At 71.7% G+C, this 18531-nt stretch carries 19 protein-coding genes and 4 tRNA genes; 17 read left to right on the forward strand and 6 right to left on the reverse strand.

From position 1 onward, the window contains the following. Nucleotides 1–164: 164 nt before the first annotated feature. Complete coding sequence (locus tag ABWK99_RS04015; protein ID WP_372593411.1) at nucleotides 165–1037, reverse strand: hypothetical protein; 873 nt, start codon at nucleotides 1035–1037, stop codon at nucleotides 165–167. Between the two features lie 384 nt (nucleotides 1038–1421). Here ABWK99_RS04015 and ABWK99_RS04020 point away from each other — a divergent pair, with 384 nt between their 5' ends. Both ABWK99_RS04020 and ABWK99_RS04025 read left to right on the forward strand, forming a co-directional pair. Beyond that, on the forward strand, nucleotides 1422–1676 hold the full coding sequence (locus ABWK99_RS04020; RefSeq protein ID WP_372593412.1) for a helix-turn-helix domain-containing protein: 255 nt from the start codon (nucleotides 1422–1424) through the stop codon (nucleotides 1674–1676). Between the two features lie 137 nt (nucleotides 1677–1813). Further along, nucleotides 1814–3031: a tyrosine-type recombinase/integrase gene (locus ABWK99_RS04025; RefSeq protein WP_372593413.1), complete on the forward strand. Its 1218-nt coding sequence runs from the start codon at nucleotides 1814–1816 to the stop codon at nucleotides 3029–3031. Between the two features lie 195 nt (nucleotides 3032–3226). Here ABWK99_RS04025 and ABWK99_RS04030 read toward each other — a convergent pair. From ABWK99_RS04030 to ABWK99_RS04040, 3 genes are all read right to left on the reverse strand, one after another. Then, a tRNA-Val gene (locus ABWK99_RS04030) sits at nucleotides 3227–3298 on the reverse strand. 28 nt (nucleotides 3299–3326) lie between these two features. Continuing rightward, nucleotides 3327–3397: transfer RNA gene (locus ABWK99_RS04035), tRNA-Cys, on the reverse strand. Between the two features lie 40 nt (nucleotides 3398–3437). After that, nucleotides 3438–3509, reverse strand: a tRNA-Gly gene (locus ABWK99_RS04040). 133 nt (nucleotides 3510–3642) lie between these two features. Between ABWK99_RS04040 and ABWK99_RS04045 the strand changes: the two genes are divergently transcribed. Next, nucleotides 3643–4836, forward strand: a complete 1194-nt coding sequence (locus ABWK99_RS04045; protein WP_372593414.1) for a chorismate-binding protein — start codon at nucleotides 3643–3645, stop codon at nucleotides 4834–4836. Beyond that, a complete protein-coding gene (locus ABWK99_RS04050; protein ID WP_372593415.1) occupies nucleotides 4833–5687 on the forward strand; it encodes an aminotransferase class IV in 855 nt (284 codons plus the stop codon). The genes ABWK99_RS04045 and ABWK99_RS04050 overlap by 4 nt, the downstream gene beginning before the upstream one ends. A 99-nt stretch (nucleotides 5688–5786) precedes the next feature. Here the strand turns inward: ABWK99_RS04050 and ABWK99_RS04055 are convergent, their stop codons facing one another. After that, nucleotides 5787–6149 carry an SsgA family sporulation/cell division regulator gene (locus tag ABWK99_RS04055; RefSeq protein ID WP_372593416.1) on the reverse strand — a complete coding sequence of 121 codons (363 nt, stop codon included), beginning with the start codon at nucleotides 6147–6149 and terminating at the stop codon, nucleotides 5787–5789. 199 nt (nucleotides 6150–6348) lie between these two features. Here ABWK99_RS04055 and ABWK99_RS04060 point away from each other — a divergent pair. The 10 genes from ABWK99_RS04060 (at nucleotide 6349) to ABWK99_RS04105 (ending at nucleotide 15464) form a co-directional block, all read left to right on the forward strand. Further along, a tRNA-Val gene (locus tag ABWK99_RS04060) sits at nucleotides 6349–6420 on the forward strand. A 255-nt stretch (nucleotides 6421–6675) separates the two neighbouring features. Then, nucleotides 6676–8667 (forward strand): threonine--tRNA ligase, encoded by a 1992-nt coding sequence (thrS, locus tag ABWK99_RS04065; RefSeq protein WP_372593428.1) that lies wholly within the window; start codon nucleotides 6676–6678, stop codon nucleotides 8665–8667. 1 nt (nucleotide 8668) lies between these two features. Beyond that, nucleotides 8669–9220 carry an HIT domain-containing protein gene (locus ABWK99_RS04070; RefSeq protein ID WP_372593417.1) on the forward strand — a complete coding sequence of 184 codons (552 nt, stop codon included), beginning with the start codon at nucleotides 8669–8671 and terminating at the stop codon, nucleotides 9218–9220. A gap of 8 nt (nucleotides 9221–9228) precedes the next feature. Beyond that, nucleotides 9229–9879 carry a phosphatidylinositol phosphate synthase gene (gene pgsA / locus ABWK99_RS04075; protein ID WP_372593418.1) on the forward strand — a complete coding sequence of 217 codons (651 nt, stop codon included), beginning with the start codon at nucleotides 9229–9231 and terminating at the stop codon, nucleotides 9877–9879. Further along, entirely contained in the window at nucleotides 9876–10808 is a 933-nt protein-coding gene (locus ABWK99_RS04080) for a phosphatidylinositol mannoside acyltransferase (protein WP_372593419.1), read from the forward strand. The genes pgsA and ABWK99_RS04080 overlap by 4 nt, the downstream gene beginning before the upstream one ends. 2 nt (nucleotides 10809–10810) lie before the next feature. Further along, complete coding sequence (locus ABWK99_RS04085) at nucleotides 10811–11992, forward strand: glycosyltransferase family 4 protein (protein WP_372593429.1); 1182 nt, start codon at nucleotides 10811–10813, stop codon at nucleotides 11990–11992. Further along, a complete protein-coding gene (locus tag ABWK99_RS04090; RefSeq protein ID WP_372593420.1) occupies nucleotides 11989–12615 on the forward strand; it encodes a hypothetical protein in 627 nt (208 codons plus the stop codon). Before ABWK99_RS04085 ends, ABWK99_RS04090 begins: the two co-directional genes overlap by 4 nt. Nucleotides 12616–12709: 94 nt before the next feature. Then, complete coding sequence (pdxS, locus tag ABWK99_RS04095) at nucleotides 12710–13612, forward strand: pyridoxal 5'-phosphate synthase lyase subunit PdxS (RefSeq protein ID WP_372593421.1); 903 nt, start codon at nucleotides 12710–12712, stop codon at nucleotides 13610–13612. Further along, nucleotides 13609–14169: an NUDIX hydrolase gene (locus ABWK99_RS04100; protein WP_372593422.1), complete on the forward strand. Its 561-nt coding sequence runs from the start codon at nucleotides 13609–13611 to the stop codon at nucleotides 14167–14169. The genes pdxS and ABWK99_RS04100 overlap by 4 nt, the downstream gene beginning before the upstream one ends. Nucleotides 14170–14267: 98 nt before the next feature. Further along, nucleotides 14268–15464, forward strand: a complete 1197-nt coding sequence (locus tag ABWK99_RS04105) for a pyridoxal phosphate-dependent aminotransferase (RefSeq protein WP_372593423.1) — start codon at nucleotides 14268–14270, stop codon at nucleotides 15462–15464. Here ABWK99_RS04105 and ABWK99_RS04110 read toward each other — a convergent pair. Then, a complete protein-coding gene (locus ABWK99_RS04110) occupies nucleotides 15457–16692 on the reverse strand; it encodes a kynureninase (protein ID WP_372593424.1) in 1236 nt (411 codons plus the stop codon). The genes ABWK99_RS04105 and ABWK99_RS04110 overlap by 8 nt on opposite strands. Before the next feature lie 73 nt (nucleotides 16693–16765). Between ABWK99_RS04110 and pdxT the strand changes: the two genes are divergently transcribed. The 3 genes from pdxT to ABWK99_RS04125 form a co-directional block, all read left to right on the forward strand. Next, nucleotides 16766–17377, forward strand: a complete 612-nt coding sequence (gene pdxT / locus ABWK99_RS04115; protein ID WP_372593425.1) for a pyridoxal 5'-phosphate synthase glutaminase subunit PdxT — start codon at nucleotides 16766–16768, stop codon at nucleotides 17375–17377. A gap of 10 nt (nucleotides 17378–17387) precedes the next feature. Continuing rightward, a complete protein-coding gene (locus ABWK99_RS04120) occupies nucleotides 17388–18149 on the forward strand; it encodes a YebC/PmpR family DNA-binding transcriptional regulator (RefSeq protein ID WP_372593426.1) in 762 nt (253 codons plus the stop codon). A gap of 28 nt (nucleotides 18150–18177) precedes the next feature. Next, nucleotides 18178–18531: crossover junction endodeoxyribonuclease RuvC (locus ABWK99_RS04125; protein WP_372593427.1), on the forward strand; the 354-nt coding region annotated here is incomplete at its 3' end.

The following is an 18531-nucleotide window of genomic DNA, read 5'->3' on the forward strand; positions in this document are numbered from 1 at the left end:
ACGACTGTGACGCTAGTCACACCTGAACTCGAAGAAGTCATCTCACACCCTTCTGAGCGAGAAGGGAAGTCCCTGTTCGCAAGTGCCTCCGTGGGGCTCACCACTCAGGTGTGCGCTTTCGGCGACAACCGTGCATCCAGATGCGCGGGAGGCTGTGAGCAAGTTCAGCTCGCGAGCCGTTGTGGACGGCGCCCGTTGGGCAACTGGCCGCTCAGCGTGACGGCGTCCCGCCGGTGGCGCGTCGCGTACAGGGCGACCCTGGTCGGCACCTCCAGCAAGACCGCGCGCCCCTCGGCGTGCAGGCGGGCGAGGAGCCCGGGCGCCTCGTCGGTGCCTCGGAGGAGGAGGGTGAGTCGGCGTGCCTGCCAGGGCGCGATCTGCAGGTCCGTCGCGAGGAGCCGCCAGCCCTGGACGGTGCTGCGGGCGTTCGCCGGGGGATGGTCGAGCGAGAGCAGGATGACGATCCTCGCCGCCAGGTGGTGCGGCCAGCCGGCCGCTGCCAGGGCGCCGACGGCGTCGCGCAGCGCCCCGGCCGCTTCGACCACTTCACTGGGGGAGGCGTCCTCGGCCGTGGGGTCCCAGCCGGACTCCCTCAGCCCGTCGAGGGACAAGGGCGGCTGAAGTCGACCCGCGCGAGCCTCGGCCTCGAGGCGCCACGCCTCACGCGGGGCGCAGCCGTACTGACCCGCGACGGACTCACCCATGGCTGCCCGGCGGATCGTGCCCCAGAGCACGCCCCACGGCTCAGCCGCCTGCCGGAGCGACGGCCGGCACAGGGCTTTCCATGCCTCCTGCCACGCGGTGGCCTCCGCCTGCGAGGCACGCACGCCGCGGAGCCCGACGTGGATGACCACCGGCCGGACGATGTCCTCTCGGACGTAGTTGAGCAGTTCGGTCCCGGCGGGTCCGGCCCAGCCCTCGTCGTCGATCACTGCGAGCCAGGCGAGCATCGACTCGCGGGTACGCGTCAGCGGCGGCACCTCGGCTGCCGGCGGGATCTCGGTCGGCGATTCCGTGGCGTGCGGCTTGGTGACCATGGGGTCCTCCTCGGGGTCTTCGGACACGAAGGACGCTGGCCACCCCCGATGGACGCGGCGATGACGGGCACGAACCTGCAGGTCAGCGGGTGATGACGGGTCGATGACGCCCGCCGACCTGTCGGGCGACAGTCGCGGCGCAGCGGTGACGGGCTCCATCGCGCGCCGCGGGGCGATGACGGGGGCTAGCAAGAAGGTGCGTCGGGCCGAGCCGTCACCGGGGCTCAGTCGCAGCGCGGCGATGAAGGGTCCTGAGAGTGCGACGGGCGGCACTAATGGCGGCTGCCTGGACGCGGGATCCTGGTGGCCAGGGGCCGCCCCGTCATCGCCGAATCCATCGGGGTCTCCCACGATGCGAGTCCACGTTCTGTGATGGAGGTCGCCATGAGAACTGCAACGTCGCCGCGCCGGGCCACGGACCCGGAGTCCACGGGCCACCGCCTTCCCGGCTCGAAGGGCGACACGGAGGAGAAGCTCCTGCTCACTGTCGCCGAGGCAGCGCACCGCCTCGGGGTGGGCCGGACGATGATGTACGAGTTGCTCGACGCGGGAGTGGTGAAGTCGATTCACATCGGGCGGCTTCACAAGATCCCGGTCTGGGCGCTGAGCGAGTTCGTAGAGAGCCAGTGCGAGATGTAGGCACCCGGAGCTGCCCCCTTCCCACGGCAACTGGAACTCGATTGTCCACAGGCAGGCCGGTCGGCGAATCCAGCGTCAGCCGCGAGGGCGGAGACTTCGGCACGGCGCATCGGCGCCAGAGGGCAGTGGTGACTGCGATGGCGAAACGTCAGAACAGCGAGGGGACGTATTCACGGCGTCCCAACGGCACGTGGCAAGCGCGACTTGGCTTCACGGACGAAGATGGCCGGCGCCGAAGGGTCTCGGTCTACGGCGCGACACAGGCGGAGGCGAGGGAGAAGCTGGCCGAGGCGCGGGCCCGCATCGCGGAGGGCCGACCGGTCAGGGACGCCCGCATGACCGTCGCGGCCTGGAGCGATCACTGGGTGGCGAATACGCTCGCGGCGTCGTCGCGTCGGCCAGCCACCAAGTCGCTGATGCTCTCGATCCTCGAGAAGCAGGTGAAGCCGACCGCACTCGGGCGCACCCCACTTGCACGCCTCCGGCCATCGCACATCGACGCATGGGTGATCGAGCTCCGCAACCGGATCCGCGAGCGTCGTGGGCCTGGAGACGAGCCCATGCGGACGCGTGCGTTGAGCGACGCCTCGATCCACCGTGCGTTTCGGGTCCTGAGGCTCCTCCTCGACGGCGCCGTGCGCGACGGGGTCCTTGGCAAGAACCCGGCCCTCGCAGTTGATCCGCCGACAGCGGAGCGCAAGGAGGCGCGGGTGCTCTCCGTGGATGAGGTCGGGAGGATCGTCGTCGCAGCGGGCGAGCTGGACGCGCTCCGGGTCGACCGTGGGGGTTACCGCACTCACCATCGCGCGCTCTTCGCGCTGATCGCGGCCACTGGGATCCGCAAAGGCGAGGCGCTGGCGCTCCGCTGGGACGACATCGACTTGAACAAGGGGACCCTGACGATCCGCGGCACGCTCTCCCGCGTTGATGGCCAGCTGGTCGTCACGGCGCCGAAGACGCGCGCGTCGCGGCGAGTACTTGCGCCGTCGGCGGGAGTGGTGGCGGTGCTGGCAGCTCATCGAACGGCCCAGGACCTGGACCGGCGACGTGCGGGCGACGCGTGGGTTCAGACCGGGCACGTGTTCACCACTGCTTCGGGGAGACCGATCGATCCGCGGACCGCGCTTCGAGCCTTCACGGTTGCGGCCGAGCGCGCCGGCGTCACCGGAGCCACCGTCCACACGCTGCGGCACTCTGCGGCCACCGCGATGCTCGAGGGCGGCGTACACCTCAAGGCGGTTTCGGATCTGCTCGGTCACTCCGGGACGCAGGTCACTGCGGAGGTCTACGCCCACCTGACCACGCCGACGGCCCGCAAGGCGATGGACGCCCTGGGAGAGTCCCTGGGTCTCTGATCGTGTGGCGCCGCCGGAGCCCCGTTCTTCGCGGAAGGGACCACCTGTCGTCAGTGGACGCCGCTGACCGCATGCGTTCGCGGCAGACCTCCGTACGCCAACGGAAGACTCAGTTGGCGTACACGGTTGGCGTACGACGCAAAGAAGGCCGCCCCGGTCTCCCGGTGGCGGCCTTCTGACCTGCGAAAACTCTTGTGGGCGATACTGGGATCGAACCAGTGACCTCTTCCGTGTCAGGGAAGCGCGCTACCGCTGCGCCAATCGCCCGAGACGTGCTCGGGTACTGCTGGATGCGAGGTGGAGACGGGATTCGAACCCGTGTGGACGGCTTTGCAGGCCGCTGCCTCGCCTCTCGGCCACTCCACCACCAAAGGCTCGAGGCCCCCTTGGGTGCTTGTCGCCTTCGAGCGGACGACGGGATTCGAACCCGCGACCCTCACCTTGGCAAGGTGATGCTCTACCACTGAGCCACGTCCGCGCAGCACGTCCGCCCGGAGGCGCCGTGTGCGTCCCGAACTCTAACCGACCTTTCTCGGCAGAGTCCAACTGAGGTGCTCGTCGGCGGTGATTCGTGCGTGGAGGAGGACCGGGAGGCTGGCTACGGTGTGCGGATGACCGGTCCCGAGGTCGCTGACGACGAGCGACGCACGCCCCGGCGCGCACGTGCGGGACGGGCGACCTTCCCCGGGGTGCGGGCCTCAGGGGTCGTGGACCACGTGGACCTGGACGCGGGCGGGCAGTGGACGCCGGACGGCGGATTCTGGGCCGTCGTCGTCGACTTCGAGGGACGGCTGCGCGCCTGGCGGTTCGCCGCGGTGGACCGGCGCGAGCCGGACGAGGAGGCCTCGCGGCCGGGGGAGTGGGTCGGGCCGGAGCCGTGGAGCTGGCGCAGCTCGCTGGACCGCGAGGCCTACCTCGGAGCCGTCGAGTCCGTGCGGGCTGCCGTGCGCGAGGGCGAGGTCTACCAGGCCAACATCTGCCGGGTGCTCGAGGCGCCCCTGCCTGCCGCAGCGGGCGGGCCCGATCCGTGGGCGCTGACGGCTGTCCTGCACCGCGGGAACCCGGCGCCCTACTCCGCGACTCTGCACGTCCCTCCCGTCGACGGGGATGCCGGCTGCGAGCGGGACGAGGGCGTCTGGATCGTGTCCGCCTCGCCCGAGCTCTTCCTCGAGGTCAGGGACGGCACCGTCATGTCCGGGCCCATCAAGGGGACCGCCCCGTCCTCCGCCGGTCTCGGGGCGAAGGACGAGGCCGAGAACATCATGATCACCGACCTGGTCCGCAACGACCTGCAGCGCGTCTGCCTGCCCGGGACGGTCGAGGTCGTCGACCTGCTGGCGCACGAGGAGCACCCGGGCCTGGTGCACCTGGTCACCCGGGTGCGAGGCAGGCTCCGCGAGGCACGACCGATCTGGGAGTCGTTGCGCGAGGCGACCTTCCCGCCCGCCTCGGTCTCGGGGGCGCCGAAGGCGGCGGCCCTGGACATCATCCGCTCGCTCGAACCCGTGGACCGCGGCCCGTACTGCGGGGCGATCGGCTGGTGGGACGCCGACTCCGGCGAGGCGGTCCTCGCCGTGGGGATCCGGACCTTCTGGTGGACATCCGAGGTAGGGGGCACCCTCCGCTTCGGGACCGGGGCGGGGATCACCTGGGGGAGCAACGCCGCTCAGGAGTGGCAGGAGACCGAGCTCAAGGCGGCAAGGCTCGTGGCCCTCGCCTCTGGCGGGATGCGGCGTGGCGCGAGCGCCCCGCCTGTCCGTGGCGAGCAGGATGGACAGCCGGACGAAGGGGAAGGATCGAGATGAACGACGTCGTCGTGTGGTCGGACGGACAGGTGCACGCTCCCGATGCACTGCTGGTGACCGCCGTGGACCACGGGATCACCGTCGGCGACGGGGTCTTCGAGACCTGCGGGGTCGACAGGGGTCAGGCGTTCGCCCTCACCCGGCACCTGGAGCGGCTGTCGCGCTCGGCCAGAGGGCTCGGCCTTGCGGAGCCGGACCTCGACCTCGTGCGCCGTGGTGTGGCTGCCGTCCTCGAGGCGCTCCCCGGCGCAGGCCGCGTGCGCATCACGGTGACGGGCGGGATCGGCCCGCTCGGCTCCGATCGCGCACCGTCGGCGCAGACCGTCCTGGTCATGGCGGGTCCCGGGTCGGCGGTCACCTCCGCACGCGCCATCCGGGTGCCGTGGGTGCGCAACGAACGCTCGGCCGTCGTCGGGCTCAAGACCACGTCCTATGCGGAGAACGTCGTCGCGGTCGCCGCCGCGCACGCCGCCGGGGCGGACGAGGCCTACCTGGCCAACACCCGGGGCGAGCTGTGCGAGGGCACCGGGAGCAACATCTTCGTCGAGCGGGGTGGCGAGCTGCTCACCCCGCCGCTGAGCTCCGGCTGTCTCGCCGGGATCACCCGCGCCCTCGTCCTGGAGTGGGCGGCCCAGGCCGGACTCCCCGTGCGCGAGGCGCATCCCGGGGAGCTGCCCTTCGAGGTCCTCGACGAGTCGATTGCCGGTCGCGCCCCGCTCCTCCTCGCGAGCTCGGTGCGGACCGTCGCACCCGTCGTGGAGCTCGACGGGGTCGCGATCGAGCCGGGCTCGCTCGGGGCGGAGGTCGTGGCGATGTACCACGAGCGGGCCGCGGGAGACCTCGACCCCTGAGCGGCTCCCCGTGGTGCGCCGGAGAGCACGCACCGCAGCGCACAGCACAGTGCCCCGCAGCGGCGGCTGCGGGGCACGGGATGCGGGCGGGCGCGACGCTCAGGCGTCGAGCAGGGAGGAGATCAGCCGGGTGATCTCGTCCTCCATGTGCGGGCCCTCGGAGCCGAACGGCACGAGTCGGACCGAGGCGGAGAGGAAGGCGAGGAAGGGGTCGACCGGCCCGGCGAGGAGGGCGTCGCCCTCGACGCCGCTGAGAGAGACGAGCAGGTAGGCGGGGTCGTCGTCGCGCCAGATCCGGACATCGCCCGTCCCGGCCGGCTGGTTCGCGTCGGCGAGCACACCGTGGGCGAAGAGCTCGCGCCCGATCAGCCAGGTCGAGGTCGAGTGGGTCCCGACGAAGTCGACGCGCACCGTGTAGGGGTCCGCGGCGTCGAAGGCGAGATCCGCCCGGATGGGAAGCACGCTCGAATCCGGGAGCACCAGATGCATGGGGACTGCCTCATGGACGGTGCGAGGGCTGGCGGCCATGGTCACCCCTCTCGTGGGCAGGTACCGGGTTCCCGCGGTCGGTCCGGACGGGGTCGTCCTGGCCGTTTCGGAATTCGGTCGGGAAGCAGGTAACATTCGGGTCGCATCGTGCGGTGGACCCGTGACCGCCGATGGGCGATTGGCTCAGTGGTAGAGCGCCTCGTTCACACCGAGGAGGTCACTGGTTCGAACCCAGTATCGCCCACAGCAGGCCCTTGGGCCCATCACCCGGAAGAGGGCAATTGTCCGCTTCGCACCCCTTGGGTGGGTGCATCTGTGCAGGTCACAGGACAGAAATGCGCCCACGTCCCCCCAGGTGTCGACACGGGTGATTCCCGTGCCCGTCACCCGCTCGGCGTAGTCGCGCGCGCCCCGCACCGTCGCCGGCATGGTCCCCGGTCCCCGTGGCGGATCTGTAGCATCGGGACCGCCGTCCATCCGAGGGAGTTCCGTGTCCGAGATCCGCGTCACCGTCGACGGTGTCGTCCAGCAGCTCGAGGCCCCGGCGTCCGCCGCAGCCCTGTTCACCGATCGTCGTGACGTCGTCGTCGCGCGGGTCGACGGAGTGCTCACGGACCTGTCCGCGCCGCTCGCCGACGGAGCGACCGTCGAAGCCGTGACGATCGACTCGGCCGAGGGCCTGTCCGTCCTGCGGCACTCGGCTGCGCACGTCCTCGCCCAGGCCGTGCAGCAGATCAACCCCTCGGCCCGGCTCGGCATCGGCCCGCCCATCACCGACGGCTTCTACTACGACTTCGACGTCGAGACGCCGTTCACGCCGGAGGATCTCAAGGCCCTCGAGAAGGCGATGCAGCGGATCGTCAAGGAGGGGCAGACCTTCCGGCGGTGGGACCTGAGCGAGTCCGAGGCCCGCGAGGTCCTCGCCGACGAGCCGTACAAGCTCGAGCTGATCGGTCTCAAGGGCACCCCCGGTGCCCAGGAGGACGGCGCGGCCGTCGAGGTCGGTCTCGGCGGCCTGAGCATCTACCAGAACCTGCGTCGCGACGGCACCGTGGCCTGGCAGGACCTGTGCCGCGGCCCGCACCTGCCCAGCACCAAGCTGCTCGGCAACGGCTTCCAGCTCATGCGCTCGGCCGCCGCGTACTGGCGCGGGTCGGAGAAGAACCCCCAGCTCCAGCGCGTCTACGGCACCGCATGGCCCACCAAGGACGAGCTGCGCACGCACCTGGACCGGCTCGCCGAGGCCGAGCGTCGTGACCACCGCCGGCTGGGCAACGAGCTCGACCTGTTCTCCTTCCCGGACGAGATCGGCTCCGGTCTCGCGGTGTTCCACCCCAAGGGCGGGATCATCCGGATGGAGATGGAGGACTACTCGCGGCGCAAGCACGTCGAGGCCGGCTACTCCTTCGTCAACAGCCCGCACATCACCAAGGCCAAGCTCTTCGAGCTCTCCGGGCACCTGGACTGGTACGCCGAGGGCATGTACCCCCCGATGCACCTGGACGAGGAGCGCGACGCGGACGGTACCGTCCGCAAGCAGGGGCAGGACTACTACCTCAAGCCGATGAACTGCCCGATGCACAACCTGATCTTCGGCTCGCGAGGCAGGTCCTACCGGGAGCTGCCGCTGCGGCTCTTCGAGTTCGGCACGGTGTACCGCTACGAGAAGTCGGGCGTCGTCCACGGCATGACGCGGGCCCGCGGGTTCACCCAGGACGACGCGCACATCTACTGCACCCGCGAGCAGATGCGCGAGGAGCTCACGAGCCTGCTGACCTTCGTGCTGGACCTGCTCAAGGACTACGGCCTGACCGACTTCTACCTCGAGCTCTCCACGCGCAACCCCGACAAGTCCGTCGGGTCGGAGGAGACGTGGGACGAGGCGACCGAGACCCTGCGCGAGGTGGCGACCGCCTCGGGCCTCGACCTCGTCCCGGACCCCGGCGGCGCGGCGTTCTACGGCCCGAAGATCTCGGTGCAGACCAAGGACGCCATCGGGCGCACCTGGCAGATGTCGACGATCCAGCTCGACTTCAACCTTCCCGAGCGCTTCGACCTGGAGTACACGGCTGCCGATGGCAGCAGGCAGCGACCGGTGATGATCCACCGCGCCCTGTTCGGCTCGATCGAGCGGTTCTTCGCGGTGCTCACCGAGCACTACGCCGGGGCGTTCCCGGCATGGCTCGCGCCGGTCCAGGTGATCGCCGTCCCGGTCGCCGAGCCCTTCAACGCCTACCTGGAGGACGTCGTCTCCCGCCTGCGCGCCCTGGGTGTGCGGGCGGAGGTCGACCTGTCCGACGACCGCTTCGGCAAGAAGATCCGCACGGCGAGCACCCAGAAGGTGCCGTTCGTGCTGATCGCCGGCGGCGAGGACGTCGAGGCCGGTGCGGTGTCCTTCCGCTACCGCGACGGCAGCCAGGACAACGCGGTGCCGGTCGACGAGGCGATCGACCGCGTCGTCGCCGCGATCCGGGACCGCGTGCAGGTCTGACGTGCCCGAGCATCCGAGCACCCACGACGACGGCCTCGCCGGGGACCCCGACGGGTTCGAGCGGCTCTGGACCCCGCACCGGATGGTGTACATCGGCGGGCAGGACAAGCCGACCGACCCGGGGACCGAGCAGTGCCCGTTCTGCCGGGCGCCGGGCCGCAGCGACGAGGAAGGGCTCCTCGTCGCACGCGGGGAGGCGGCGTACGTGCTGCTCAACCTGTACCCCTACAACTCGGGGCACCTCATGGTCGTCCCGTACCGCCACGTCGCGGACTACACGGAGCTCGGCAGGGCCGAGACCCTCGAGATCGCCGAGCTGACCCGCACGGCGATGCGCACGCTCCGCGAGGTGATGGCACCCCAAGGCTTCAACCTCGGGATGAACCAGGGCACCGTGGCGGGTGCGGGGATCGCCGCGCACCTGCACCAGCACGTCGTGCCCCGCTGGGGAGGGGACGCGAACTTCCTCCCCATCATCGGTCGGACCAAGGCGCTCCCCGAGCTCCTCGGCGACACGCGCGAGCGGCTCGCCGCCGCCTGGCCCCAGAGCTGAGGAGACCGGTGCTCGGACATCTGCGATCCCTCGCGGCGGCGGTCCTCGGACCGCTCGCCCGGTTCCTGCTGCGCCGGGGTGTCAGCCCTGACGCCGTCACGGTGGTCGGGACGGTCGGCGTGGTCGCCGCCGGCCTCGGCCTGCTCGGCACCGGTCACCTGCTGGCCGGCTCGCTCACCATCGCCGTGCTGGCCCTCACCGACTCCATCGACGGGATCATGGCCCGCACCGCCGGACGCTCGGGGCCGTGGGGTGCGTTCCTCGACTCGACGCTCGACCGTTTCGGCGACGCGGCGATCTTCGTCGGACTGACCGTGCACCTGAGCCTGCGCGGGGACGACCTCGGGGCAGGGCTCGCCCTCGCCTGCCTCGTCCTGGGCTCGGTCGTGCCCTATGCCAGGGCGCGAGCCGAGGGCCTCGGGATGACGGCGGCGGTGGGTATCGCCGAACGGGCCGACCGGCTCGCCGTCGTGCTCCTCGGTACCTTCGTCGTCGGGCTCGGTGCCCCGTACGCCGTCCTGGACGTCTTCCTCGGACTCCTCGCCGTCGCGAGCGCGGTGACGGTCGGGCAGCGGATGGCAACGGTGCGCCGTCAGGCCACCGGGGCGGCCCTCCCGGCCCCGGGCCACGGTGGTCAGGCGACCGGGAGCACGCAGTGAACCTGTCGGCACGCGCCGTCCTGCTCGCCTCTCGCCTTGCCCCTCGCGCACCGGAGGACCTCGTCCGCGCCCTGGCGCTGCTCGCGGCGGACCTCGCGTGGTGGCGGCGGGGGCGTGGTGTGCAGCGGCTGGAGGCCAACCTGTCCCGCGTGCATCCCTGTGATGCGCGGACCCTTCGGCGGCTGAGCCGTGAGGGGATGCGGAACTACTTCCGCTACTTCGGTGAGGCCTTCTCGCTCGCCGGCCGCAGCCCCGAGCAGATCGCCGCACGGGTCCGTGCCGTGGGTGCGGACGCGGTCACGGAGCACCTGGACTCGGGTCGCTCCGTGGTGCTTGCCCTGGGGCATCAGGGCAACTGGGACCTCGCCGGAGCCTGGGCCGCGCGCGCTCTCGGCCCGGTCTCGACGGTCGCCGAGCGGCTCGAGCCGCCGGAGGTCTTCGAGGCCTTCGTCGCGCTCCGCGAGTCGCTCGGGATCCAGGTCATCCCCTTGGACCGAGGGCGCGACGTCTTCCGGGACCTGGTCAGTGCGACGCGCTCGGGCGGACGGCTGGTGCCGCTCCTCGCGGATCGCGACCTGAGCGAGCGCGGTGTGGAGGTCGACCTGTGCGGCCACCGGGCCAGGGTCGCCGCCGGGCCCGCCGCCCTCGCGGTGAGCACGGGCGCGCCCCTGATGGTGGCCACCCTTCGTCACGAACGGCTCGACGCCGCACGGCGGGCGGTTGCCGGGACGCGGTGGGGGCTGGTCATCGACTTCGTCCCGGTCGACGTGCCCGACCTCCCGCGCGGTGAGACGGTGCGCGCGCTGACGCAGGCGTGGGTCGACGTGCTCGGCGCCGACATCGCCGCGCACCCGACCCATTGGCACATGCTCCAGCGGGTCTTCCTCGCCGACCTCCAGGAGCGCACGGCCGCGGGGCGGGCCGCATGAGCCTGCGGATCGGGATCGTGTGCCCGTACTCCTTCGACATGCCCGGTGGCGTGCAGTTCCACGTGCGCGACCTCGCGGAGGCGCTCGAACGCCAGGGGCACCACGTCTCCGTGCTGGCCCCTGCGGACGAGGACACCGAGCTGCCCCCGTACATCACCTCTGCCGGGCGGGCCGTCCCGGTCCGGTACAACGGATCCGTCGCCCGGCTCACCTTCGGGCCGGTCAGTGCGCGCCGGGTGCGCCGCTGGCTCGAGGCAGGCGAGTTCGACATCCTGCACCTGCACGAGCCGGTGACTCCGAGCCTGGGCATGCTCGCCCTGTGGGTGGCCTCGGGGCCGATCGTGGCGACCTTCCACACCGCGCTGCTGCGTTCCCGCGCCCTGCAGGTGGCCTACCCGATGGTGCGCTCCAGCCTGGAGAAGATCTCCGGCCGGATCGCCGTCTCGGAGGACGCCCGTCGCACCCTCGTCGAGCACCTCGGCGGCGACGCCGTGGTGATCCCGAACGGCGTGTGGGTCGACGCCTTCGAGGGAATCGCCCCGGACCCCCGGTGGCAAGGGACGCGACAGGCGCCCACGGTCGCGTTCCTCGGCCGTCTCGACGAGCCGCGCAAGGGCCTCCCGGTGCTCACCGCTGCCATCCCCGCCGTGCTCGCCGAGCACCCGGGAGCGAGGTTCCTCGTGGCCGGGCACGGCGACGCGGGAGCAGCCGAGGCGGTGGAGGCGCTCGGCGAGCTCGCCTCCTCTGTGGAGTTCCTCGGACGGATCTCCGACGAGGAGAAGGCGCGGCTGCTCACCTCGGTCGACGTCTACTGCGCCCCGCACACCGGCGGGGAGAGCTTCGGGATCGTGCTGGTCGAGGCGATGAGCGCCGGTGCGACCGTCGTCGCGAGCGACCTCGGCGCCTTCCGACGCGTGCTCGACGACGGCGCAGCGGGGATCCTGTTCCGCACGGGGGACCCCGCCGACCTCGCGGCGACCCTCTCGGCGGCGCTCGCCGATCCCGAGCTGCGCCGCACCACCTCTGCCCGGGCCTCGCAGGTCGTGCGGCAGTACGACTGGTCGGCCGTCACGCGTCAGGTCCTCACCGTGTACGAGATGGTCCTCGACGGCGCCCAGACCGGCGTCGTGGAGGACCCGACCTCCCGGCGATGGTTCCGCGCCGGCGGCCTGGAGTCCTCATGAGCTGGTCAGAGACCCTCGTCCTCGTCGTCGCCGTCCTCCTGCTGCTGGTCTGGTCGCTCTGGGTCGTCGCGAGCAGGCTCGACCGCCTGCACCGCAAGGTCGCCGGCACGCGCGCGGTGCTGGACAACCAGCTGGTGCGTCGCGCGTCCGTCGCCGCCGAGCTCGCCTGGAGCGGGCTGCTGGACCCCGTCACCTCCGTGCTGGTGGGCGAGGCGGCATGGCAGGCGCTCAGCGCCGGAGGCGGCGAGCCGGGCGCCCTGCTGGAGATCCCCGAGGGGCTCGCCGGGACGCTCGGCGTCCCTACGGACGCGGCCGTCGAGCTCGACCGGGACATGGCGGAGAGCGAGCTGTCCCGGACGCTGTGCGCCGCGCTGTCCGACGAGGGAGAGGTCGCAGAGATCCGGCAGGACCCCGTCGGGGAGGAGCTCCTCGCCACCCTGGCCTCGTCCTGGTACCGCATCCAGCTGTCCCGTCGCTTCCACAACGAGGCCGTGGCGCAGGCCCAGCGCATGCGCCGGACCGTCCTGGTCCGGCTGCTGCGGGTGGCCGGTCACGCGCCGATGCCGCAGACCGTCGAGATCGACGACGGCTGGCCCGAGGCCCTGCCGCCGTCCGCCCGCTGAGCACCGAGGGCCGCGCGCTGCGCGCGGTCTAGGATGAGGGCGTCCGCGCGAGCGACCTCGCGGGCTCCCCACCCTCCACACAGCAAGGACAGCCGTGAGCAACGAGACCAGCCAGAACGTCGTCGGCACCGCCAAGGTCAAGCGCGGTATGGCGGAGATGCTCAAGGGCGGGGTCATCATGGACGTCGTCACGGCCGAGCAGGCGAAGATCGCCGAGGACGCCGGGGCCGTCGCGGTGATGGCGCTCGAGCGGGTCCCTGCCGACATCCGCGCGCAGGGCGGCGTCGCCCGGATGAGCGACCCCGACCTCATCGACGGCATCATCGAGGCCGTCTCGATCCCGGTGATGGCCAAGGCCCGGATCGGGCACTTCGTCGAGGCGCAGGTGCTGCAGAGCCTCGGCGTGGACTACATCGACGAGTCCGAGGTGCTGACCCCCGCGGACTACGCCCACCACATCGACAAGTGGGCCTTCACGGTGCCCTTCGTCTGCGGGGCGACCAACCTGGGTGAGGCCCTGCGCCGGATCACCGAGGGTGCGGCGATGATCCGCTCCAAGGGTGAGGCCGGCACGGGTGACGTCTCCAACGCGACGACCCACATGCGGCAGATCCGTGACCAGATCACGCGGCTGAGCTCGCTCCCGGCCGACGAGCTCTACGTCGCGGCCAAGGAGCTCCAGGCGCCGTACGACCTGGTGGTCGAGGTGGCGCGCACGGGAGCCCTTCCCGTCGTCCTCTTCACCGCCGGCGGGATCGCCACCCCGGCGGACGCCGCGATGATGATGCAGCTCGGCGCGCAGGGCGTGTTCGTCGGGTCCGGCATCTTCAAGTCGGGCAACCCCGCCGAGCGTGCGGCAGCGATCGTCAAGGCGACGACGTTCTTCGACGACCCGGACGTCATCGCCCAGGTCTCACGCGGTCTCGGTGAGGCGATGGTCGGCATCAACGTCGAGGACGTCCCCGAGCCGCACCGGCTGGCCGAGCGCGGCTGGTGACCGCCGAGGGCCGGCCCGAGCGGCCGGCCTTCATCGGCCCCGACTGGGAGCTCGACGCCGAGGGCCGGTGGTCACGGCTGGGCGCCCGCGTGGTGGTGATCGACGAGCTCGACCGGGTCCTCATGCTGCGGGCGCACGACCTCGGGGATCCCGGCCGCTCCTGGTGGTTCACCGTGGGCGGTGGGATCGACGTCGGTGAGGACGCGCGGGATGCGGCCGTGCGGGAGGCCGCCGAGGAGGTCGGTCTCACGCTGCACCGGGACGCCCTGATCGGGCCCGTCCTGCTGCGGTCGGCGGTCTTCGACTTCGCCCTCGCCCACTGCCGGCAGGACGAGACCTTCTTCCTCGCGCGCGTCCACGGTCGGCTCGACGTGGGGAGCGACAGGTCGGCGTGGACGGCGATCGAGCACGAGACCGTCGACGAGGTGCGCTGGCTCACGGTCGAGGAGATCGCGACGGCGCCGATCCAGGTGTACCCCGAAGGGCTCGCCGAGCTCCTGCCCGGGTGGCTCGCGGGCTGGGACGGCCGGGTCGTGGAGATCCGCGCGCGCGACTGAGCCCGGTGAGCGCCCCGCGCCGCCCCGGATCCGCGAACCCGGCGAGGCATCGAGCCGGACGCAACACTGCCGACATCATCGAGGGCTAGCGTCGCGCCGTGCCGACGATCACCTCACCAGCGCTGCGCATGAGCCGCAGTGGTATCCGTGCCCTGATGGAGCTCGCCCTGGCGGACCCGCAGGCGATCCGCCTCGAGGTCGGCGAACCGGCGCAGAACACCCCGAGCTCGATCATGGACGCGGCCTTCGCCGACGCCAGAGCCGGGCACACGCACTACACCTCGAGCGTCGGTAGCGAGGAGCTGCGAGCGGAGCTGGCGACGAAGGTGCGCCGCGACAACGGTCTGCCCGCCACCGCGGACGACGTGATCGTCACGCACGGTGCGATGAGCGCCCTGTCCATGCTCTTCACCGCGGTGCTCGGCCCTGGCGACGAGGTCCTCCTGCCGGATCCCGAGTTCCCCAACTGGCGGATGGCCGCCCTGGCGGCGGGGGGTGAGGTCGGGACGTACCCGACCAGGGCCGAGCACGGGTTCGTGCCGACCCTCGAGGACATCGAGGCGTCGATCGGGCCGTCCACGCGGGCCATCCTCGTGTGCTCGCCGAACAACCCCACAGGGGCCGTGTACCCCCCGGGGCTGCTCGAGGAGATCGTCGACCTCGCCAGGCGACGCGACCTGTGGGTGATCTCCGACGAGTGCTACGAGGTCATCACCTTCGACGCCGAGCACGTGAGCCCTGCGGTGTACGACACCGACGACCGCGTGATCACGGTCTTCTCGTTCTCCAAGACCCACTCGATGACGGGATGGCGCATGGGGTACCTCGTCTCGACGCACGCGCCGCTGACCGAGCTGCTCGTCCAGGTCGCCGAGGCCGCTGTCGCCTGCCCGTCCGTGCTGGCGCAGCGCGCAGCCCTTGCCGCGCTCCGCGGCTCGCAGGAGCACGTCTCGACGGCGGTGGCGGGCTACCGCGCCAACCGTGACCTCGCGGTCCGCGCCCTGGCAGAAGCGGGCCTGCGGTGCTCGATCCCCCAGGGGGCGTTCTACCTGCTGGTCGACGTGCGGGACGCCCACGAGGACGGCAATGCCGTTGCCTTGAGGCTGCTCGCGGAGGAGCACGTGGCGGTCGCGCCGGGGGAGACCTTCGGAACGGCCACGGCCGGTTGGGTCCGGCTCTCCCTCGCAGGTGACGCCGAGGCGCTGGCAGACGGCGTCGCCCGGCTGATCCGGTTCGTGCAGGGAGCTCGGGCCGCGCGCCACCGGTCACGGGAGCAGGACGCCCTGGTCAGGTGACCCGTCTGCGCTCGGCGTCGAGGGCCGTCTGCTCGCCGTTGTCCAGCACGGCGCGCAGGTGCCGGGCCGTGAGCGCCATGTCCGCATGGCTCAGGTACGGGGCGGCGACGCCGAGCCGGACCAGTCCTGGCTCGCGGTAGTCCCCGACGACGGAGCGCGCGATGAGCGCCTGCACGATGCCGTACGCCTGCGGGTGCGCGAACGAGACATGGGACCCGCGCCGACCGTCCTGGACGGGAGTGACGGACCGCAGCTCCGGGACGAGCGTCTCGACGCAGCGCAGCAGGAAGCCCGTCAGCGAGAGCGATCGGGAGCGCACGTCCTCGATCGGCAGGTCGTCGAAGACCGTGAGGGCGGCTTCCAGCGCCAGCATCGAGAGCAGGGGAGGGGTGCCGATCCGGGCGCGGGAGATGCCGTCCGCGGGTCGGTAGTCCCGGCTCATCGCGAACGGCGCGCCATGCCCGTGCCAACCCCGGATCGCCGGGGCGAACCGCTCCTGGTGCCGGGCTGCGACGTAGGTGAAGGCGGGGGCACCCGGGCCGCCGTTGAGGTACTTGTAGCCGCAGCCGACGGCGAGGTCGACCCGGTGCGCGTCCAGGCCGACGGGGACGGCGCCGGCGCTGTGCGACAGGTCCCACAGCGTCAGCGCGCCGGCCGCGTGCGCTGCCGTGGTCAGCGCAGGGAGGTCCCAGAGCCGACCGGTGCGGAAGTCGACATGGGACAGTGCGAGGAGGCCGACGTCCCGACGCTCGGCGAGCACAGCCGGGACGTCGTCCGGGTCGGCCGTCACGAGCTCCCAGCCGAGGTCCTCGGCGACGCCGCCGAGCACGTAGAGGTCGGTGGGGAAGGACCCCTGGTCGGTGAGCAGCACCCGGCGGTCCGGTCGCATCGCCCCGGCGGCCCGTGCGGCCTGGAAGAGCAGGACGGAGGTGGAGTCCCCGGCGACCACCTGCCCCGGCGCTGCACCGATCAGGGGAGCGATGCGGTCGCCGACGCGGGTCGGTGCGTCCCACCAGCCGTGCTCGTTCCACGACCGGATCAGGTCATGACCCCACTGGCGCTGCAGGACGTCCTGCACGACGGCGGGCACGTGCGCGGGGAGGGCGCCCAGGGAGTTCCCGTCGAGGTAGGTCACTCCTGCCGGAAGGTCGAACAGCGTGCTCCGGTCGGTGGCGGCGTGCTCGGTGTCGAGCCGCGCCGCCTCGAGGTCCAGCAGGTCGGTCTGCACGGTCCGGACCCTACCCACCCTCCAGGCGGACGGCGTCCACCCGGATTCTTCGGCGCGCCTAGACTCCACCGCCATGACCGTGACGATCGGCGTGCTCGCCCTCCAGGGCGACGTGCGGGAACACCTGGCAGCGATCGAGGCCTCCGGCGCGCGCGCGGTGCCCGTGCGCAGGCAGAGCGAGCTCGAGGCGGTGGACGGGATCGTCCTGCCCGGCGGTGAGTCGACGACGATCGACAAGCTCTTGCGCATCTTCGAGCTCTTCGACCCGCTGCGTGCGGCGATCCGCGACGGCCTTCCCGCCTACGGGTCCTGCGCCGGGATGATCCTGCTCGCCGAGCGGATCACCGGGGGACTGCCGGACCAGCAGACCCTCGGCGGGCTCGACATGACCGTGCGCCGCAACGCCTTCGGACGGCAGGTCGACTCCTTCGAGACGGACCTGGTCGTCGACCAGGTGCCCGACAGCGCCGTCGACCCGGTGCACGCGGTCTTCATCCGCGCCCCATGGGTCGAGGAGGTCGGACCTGGCGTCGAGGTCCTGGCCCGCGTGGAGTCCGGGGACGCCGCCGGTAGGATCGTGGCCGTGCGTGAGCGCGACGTGCTGGCCACGTCGTTCCATCCGGAGATCACCGGGGACGTGCGCCTGCACCGCTTGTTCGTCCAGATCGTCGCCGACCGTCGTTGAGAGGTTTGTCATGTCCGGTCACTCCAAGTGGGCCACCACCAAGCACAAGAAGGCCGTGGTGGACGCCCGGCGCGGCAAGCTCTTCGCCAAGCTGATCAAGAACATCGAGGTCGCGGCCCGCACCGGCGGCGGTGACGTCGCCGGGAACCCGACGCTCTTCGACGCGATCCAGAAGGCGAAGAAGACCTCCGTCCCGAACGACAACATCGACCGTGCGGTCAAGCGCGGCTCCGGCCAGGAGGCCGGTGGCGCGGACTACCAGACGATCATGTACGAGGGCTACGGGCCCGGCGGCGTCGCCGTCCTGGTGGAGTGCCTGACGGACAACCGCAACCGCGCGGCCTCGGACGTGCGCGTCGCCTTCAGCCGCAACGGCGGGTCGCTCGCCGACCCCGGTTCGGTCTCCTACCTCTTCTCCCGGCGCGGAGTGATCATCGTCCCCAAGACGGAGACCCTCACCGAGGACGACGTCCTGGCCGCCGTCCTGGACGCGGGCGCCGAGGAGGTCAACGACCTGGGCGAGTCCTTCGAGGTGATGAGCGAGGCGACCGACGTCGTCGCCGTGCGCACCGCGCTGGTCGAGGCCGGCATCGACTACGACTCGGCAGAGGCACAGTTCGTCCCCGCGACGCAGGTCGAGGTCGACGTCGAGGGGGCGCGCAAGATCCTGCGGCTCATCGACGCCCTCGAGGACAGCGACGACGTGCAGGACGTCTTCGCGAACTTCGACGCCTCCGACGAGGTCATGGCGGCACTCGACGAGGAGGAGTGACCCGAGCCGCGGGCCGGGAGACCCCGTCATGCGCGTCCTCGGTGTCGACCCGGGGCTGACCCGGTGCGGGATCGGCGTCGTGGACGCCCGTCCCGGCCGTCGGGTCGCGCTCGTCGGCGTCACGGTCGCCCGGTCGTCCGTCGACGACGACCCGGCCGTGCGTCTCGCGGTGATCGGCGCCGTGCTCGAGGACTGGCTGGACCGGCACGAGCCGGACGCCGTCGCGGTCGAGCGGGTCTTCGCCCAGCACAACGTCCGCACCGTCATGGGCACGGCGCAGGTCTCCGGGGTGGTGATGGCCGCGGCAGCGCGGCGAGGCATCCCCGTCGTCCAGCACACGCCCTCGGAGGTCAAGGCGGCGGTCACCGGCAACGGGCGGGCC

It is taken from the genome of Actinotalea sp., assembly GCF_041597215.1.
Lineage (GTDB): Bacteria > Actinomycetota > Actinomycetes > Actinomycetales > Cellulomonadaceae > Actinotalea.

Excerpts from the sequence above, each read along its gene's own strand:
- ABWK99_RS04015 (WP_372593411.1), bottom strand. The coding sequence starts at position 1,037 with ATGGTCACCAAGCCGCACGCCACGGAATCGCCGACCGAGATCCCGCCG.
- ABWK99_RS04020 (WP_372593412.1), top strand. The coding sequence starts at position 1,422 with ATGAGAACTGCAACGTCGCCGCGCCGGGCCACGGACCCGGAGTCCACG.
- ABWK99_RS04025 (WP_372593413.1), top strand. The coding sequence starts at position 1,814 with ATGGCGAAACGTCAGAACAGCGAGGGGACGTATTCACGGCGTCCCAAC.
- ABWK99_RS04045 (WP_372593414.1), top strand. The coding sequence starts at position 3,643 with ATGACCGGTCCCGAGGTCGCTGACGACGAGCGACGCACGCCCCGGCGC.
- ABWK99_RS04050 (WP_372593415.1), top strand. The coding sequence starts at position 4,833 with ATGAACGACGTCGTCGTGTGGTCGGACGGACAGGTGCACGCTCCCGAT.
- ABWK99_RS04090 (WP_372593420.1), top strand. The coding sequence starts at position 11,989 with ATGAGCTGGTCAGAGACCCTCGTCCTCGTCGTCGCCGTCCTCCTGCTG.
- pdxT (WP_372593425.1), top strand. The coding sequence starts at position 16,766 with ATGACCGTGACGATCGGCGTGCTCGCCCTCCAGGGCGACGTGCGGGAA.
- ABWK99_RS04120 (WP_372593426.1), top strand. The coding sequence starts at position 17,388 with ATGTCCGGTCACTCCAAGTGGGCCACCACCAAGCACAAGAAGGCCGTG.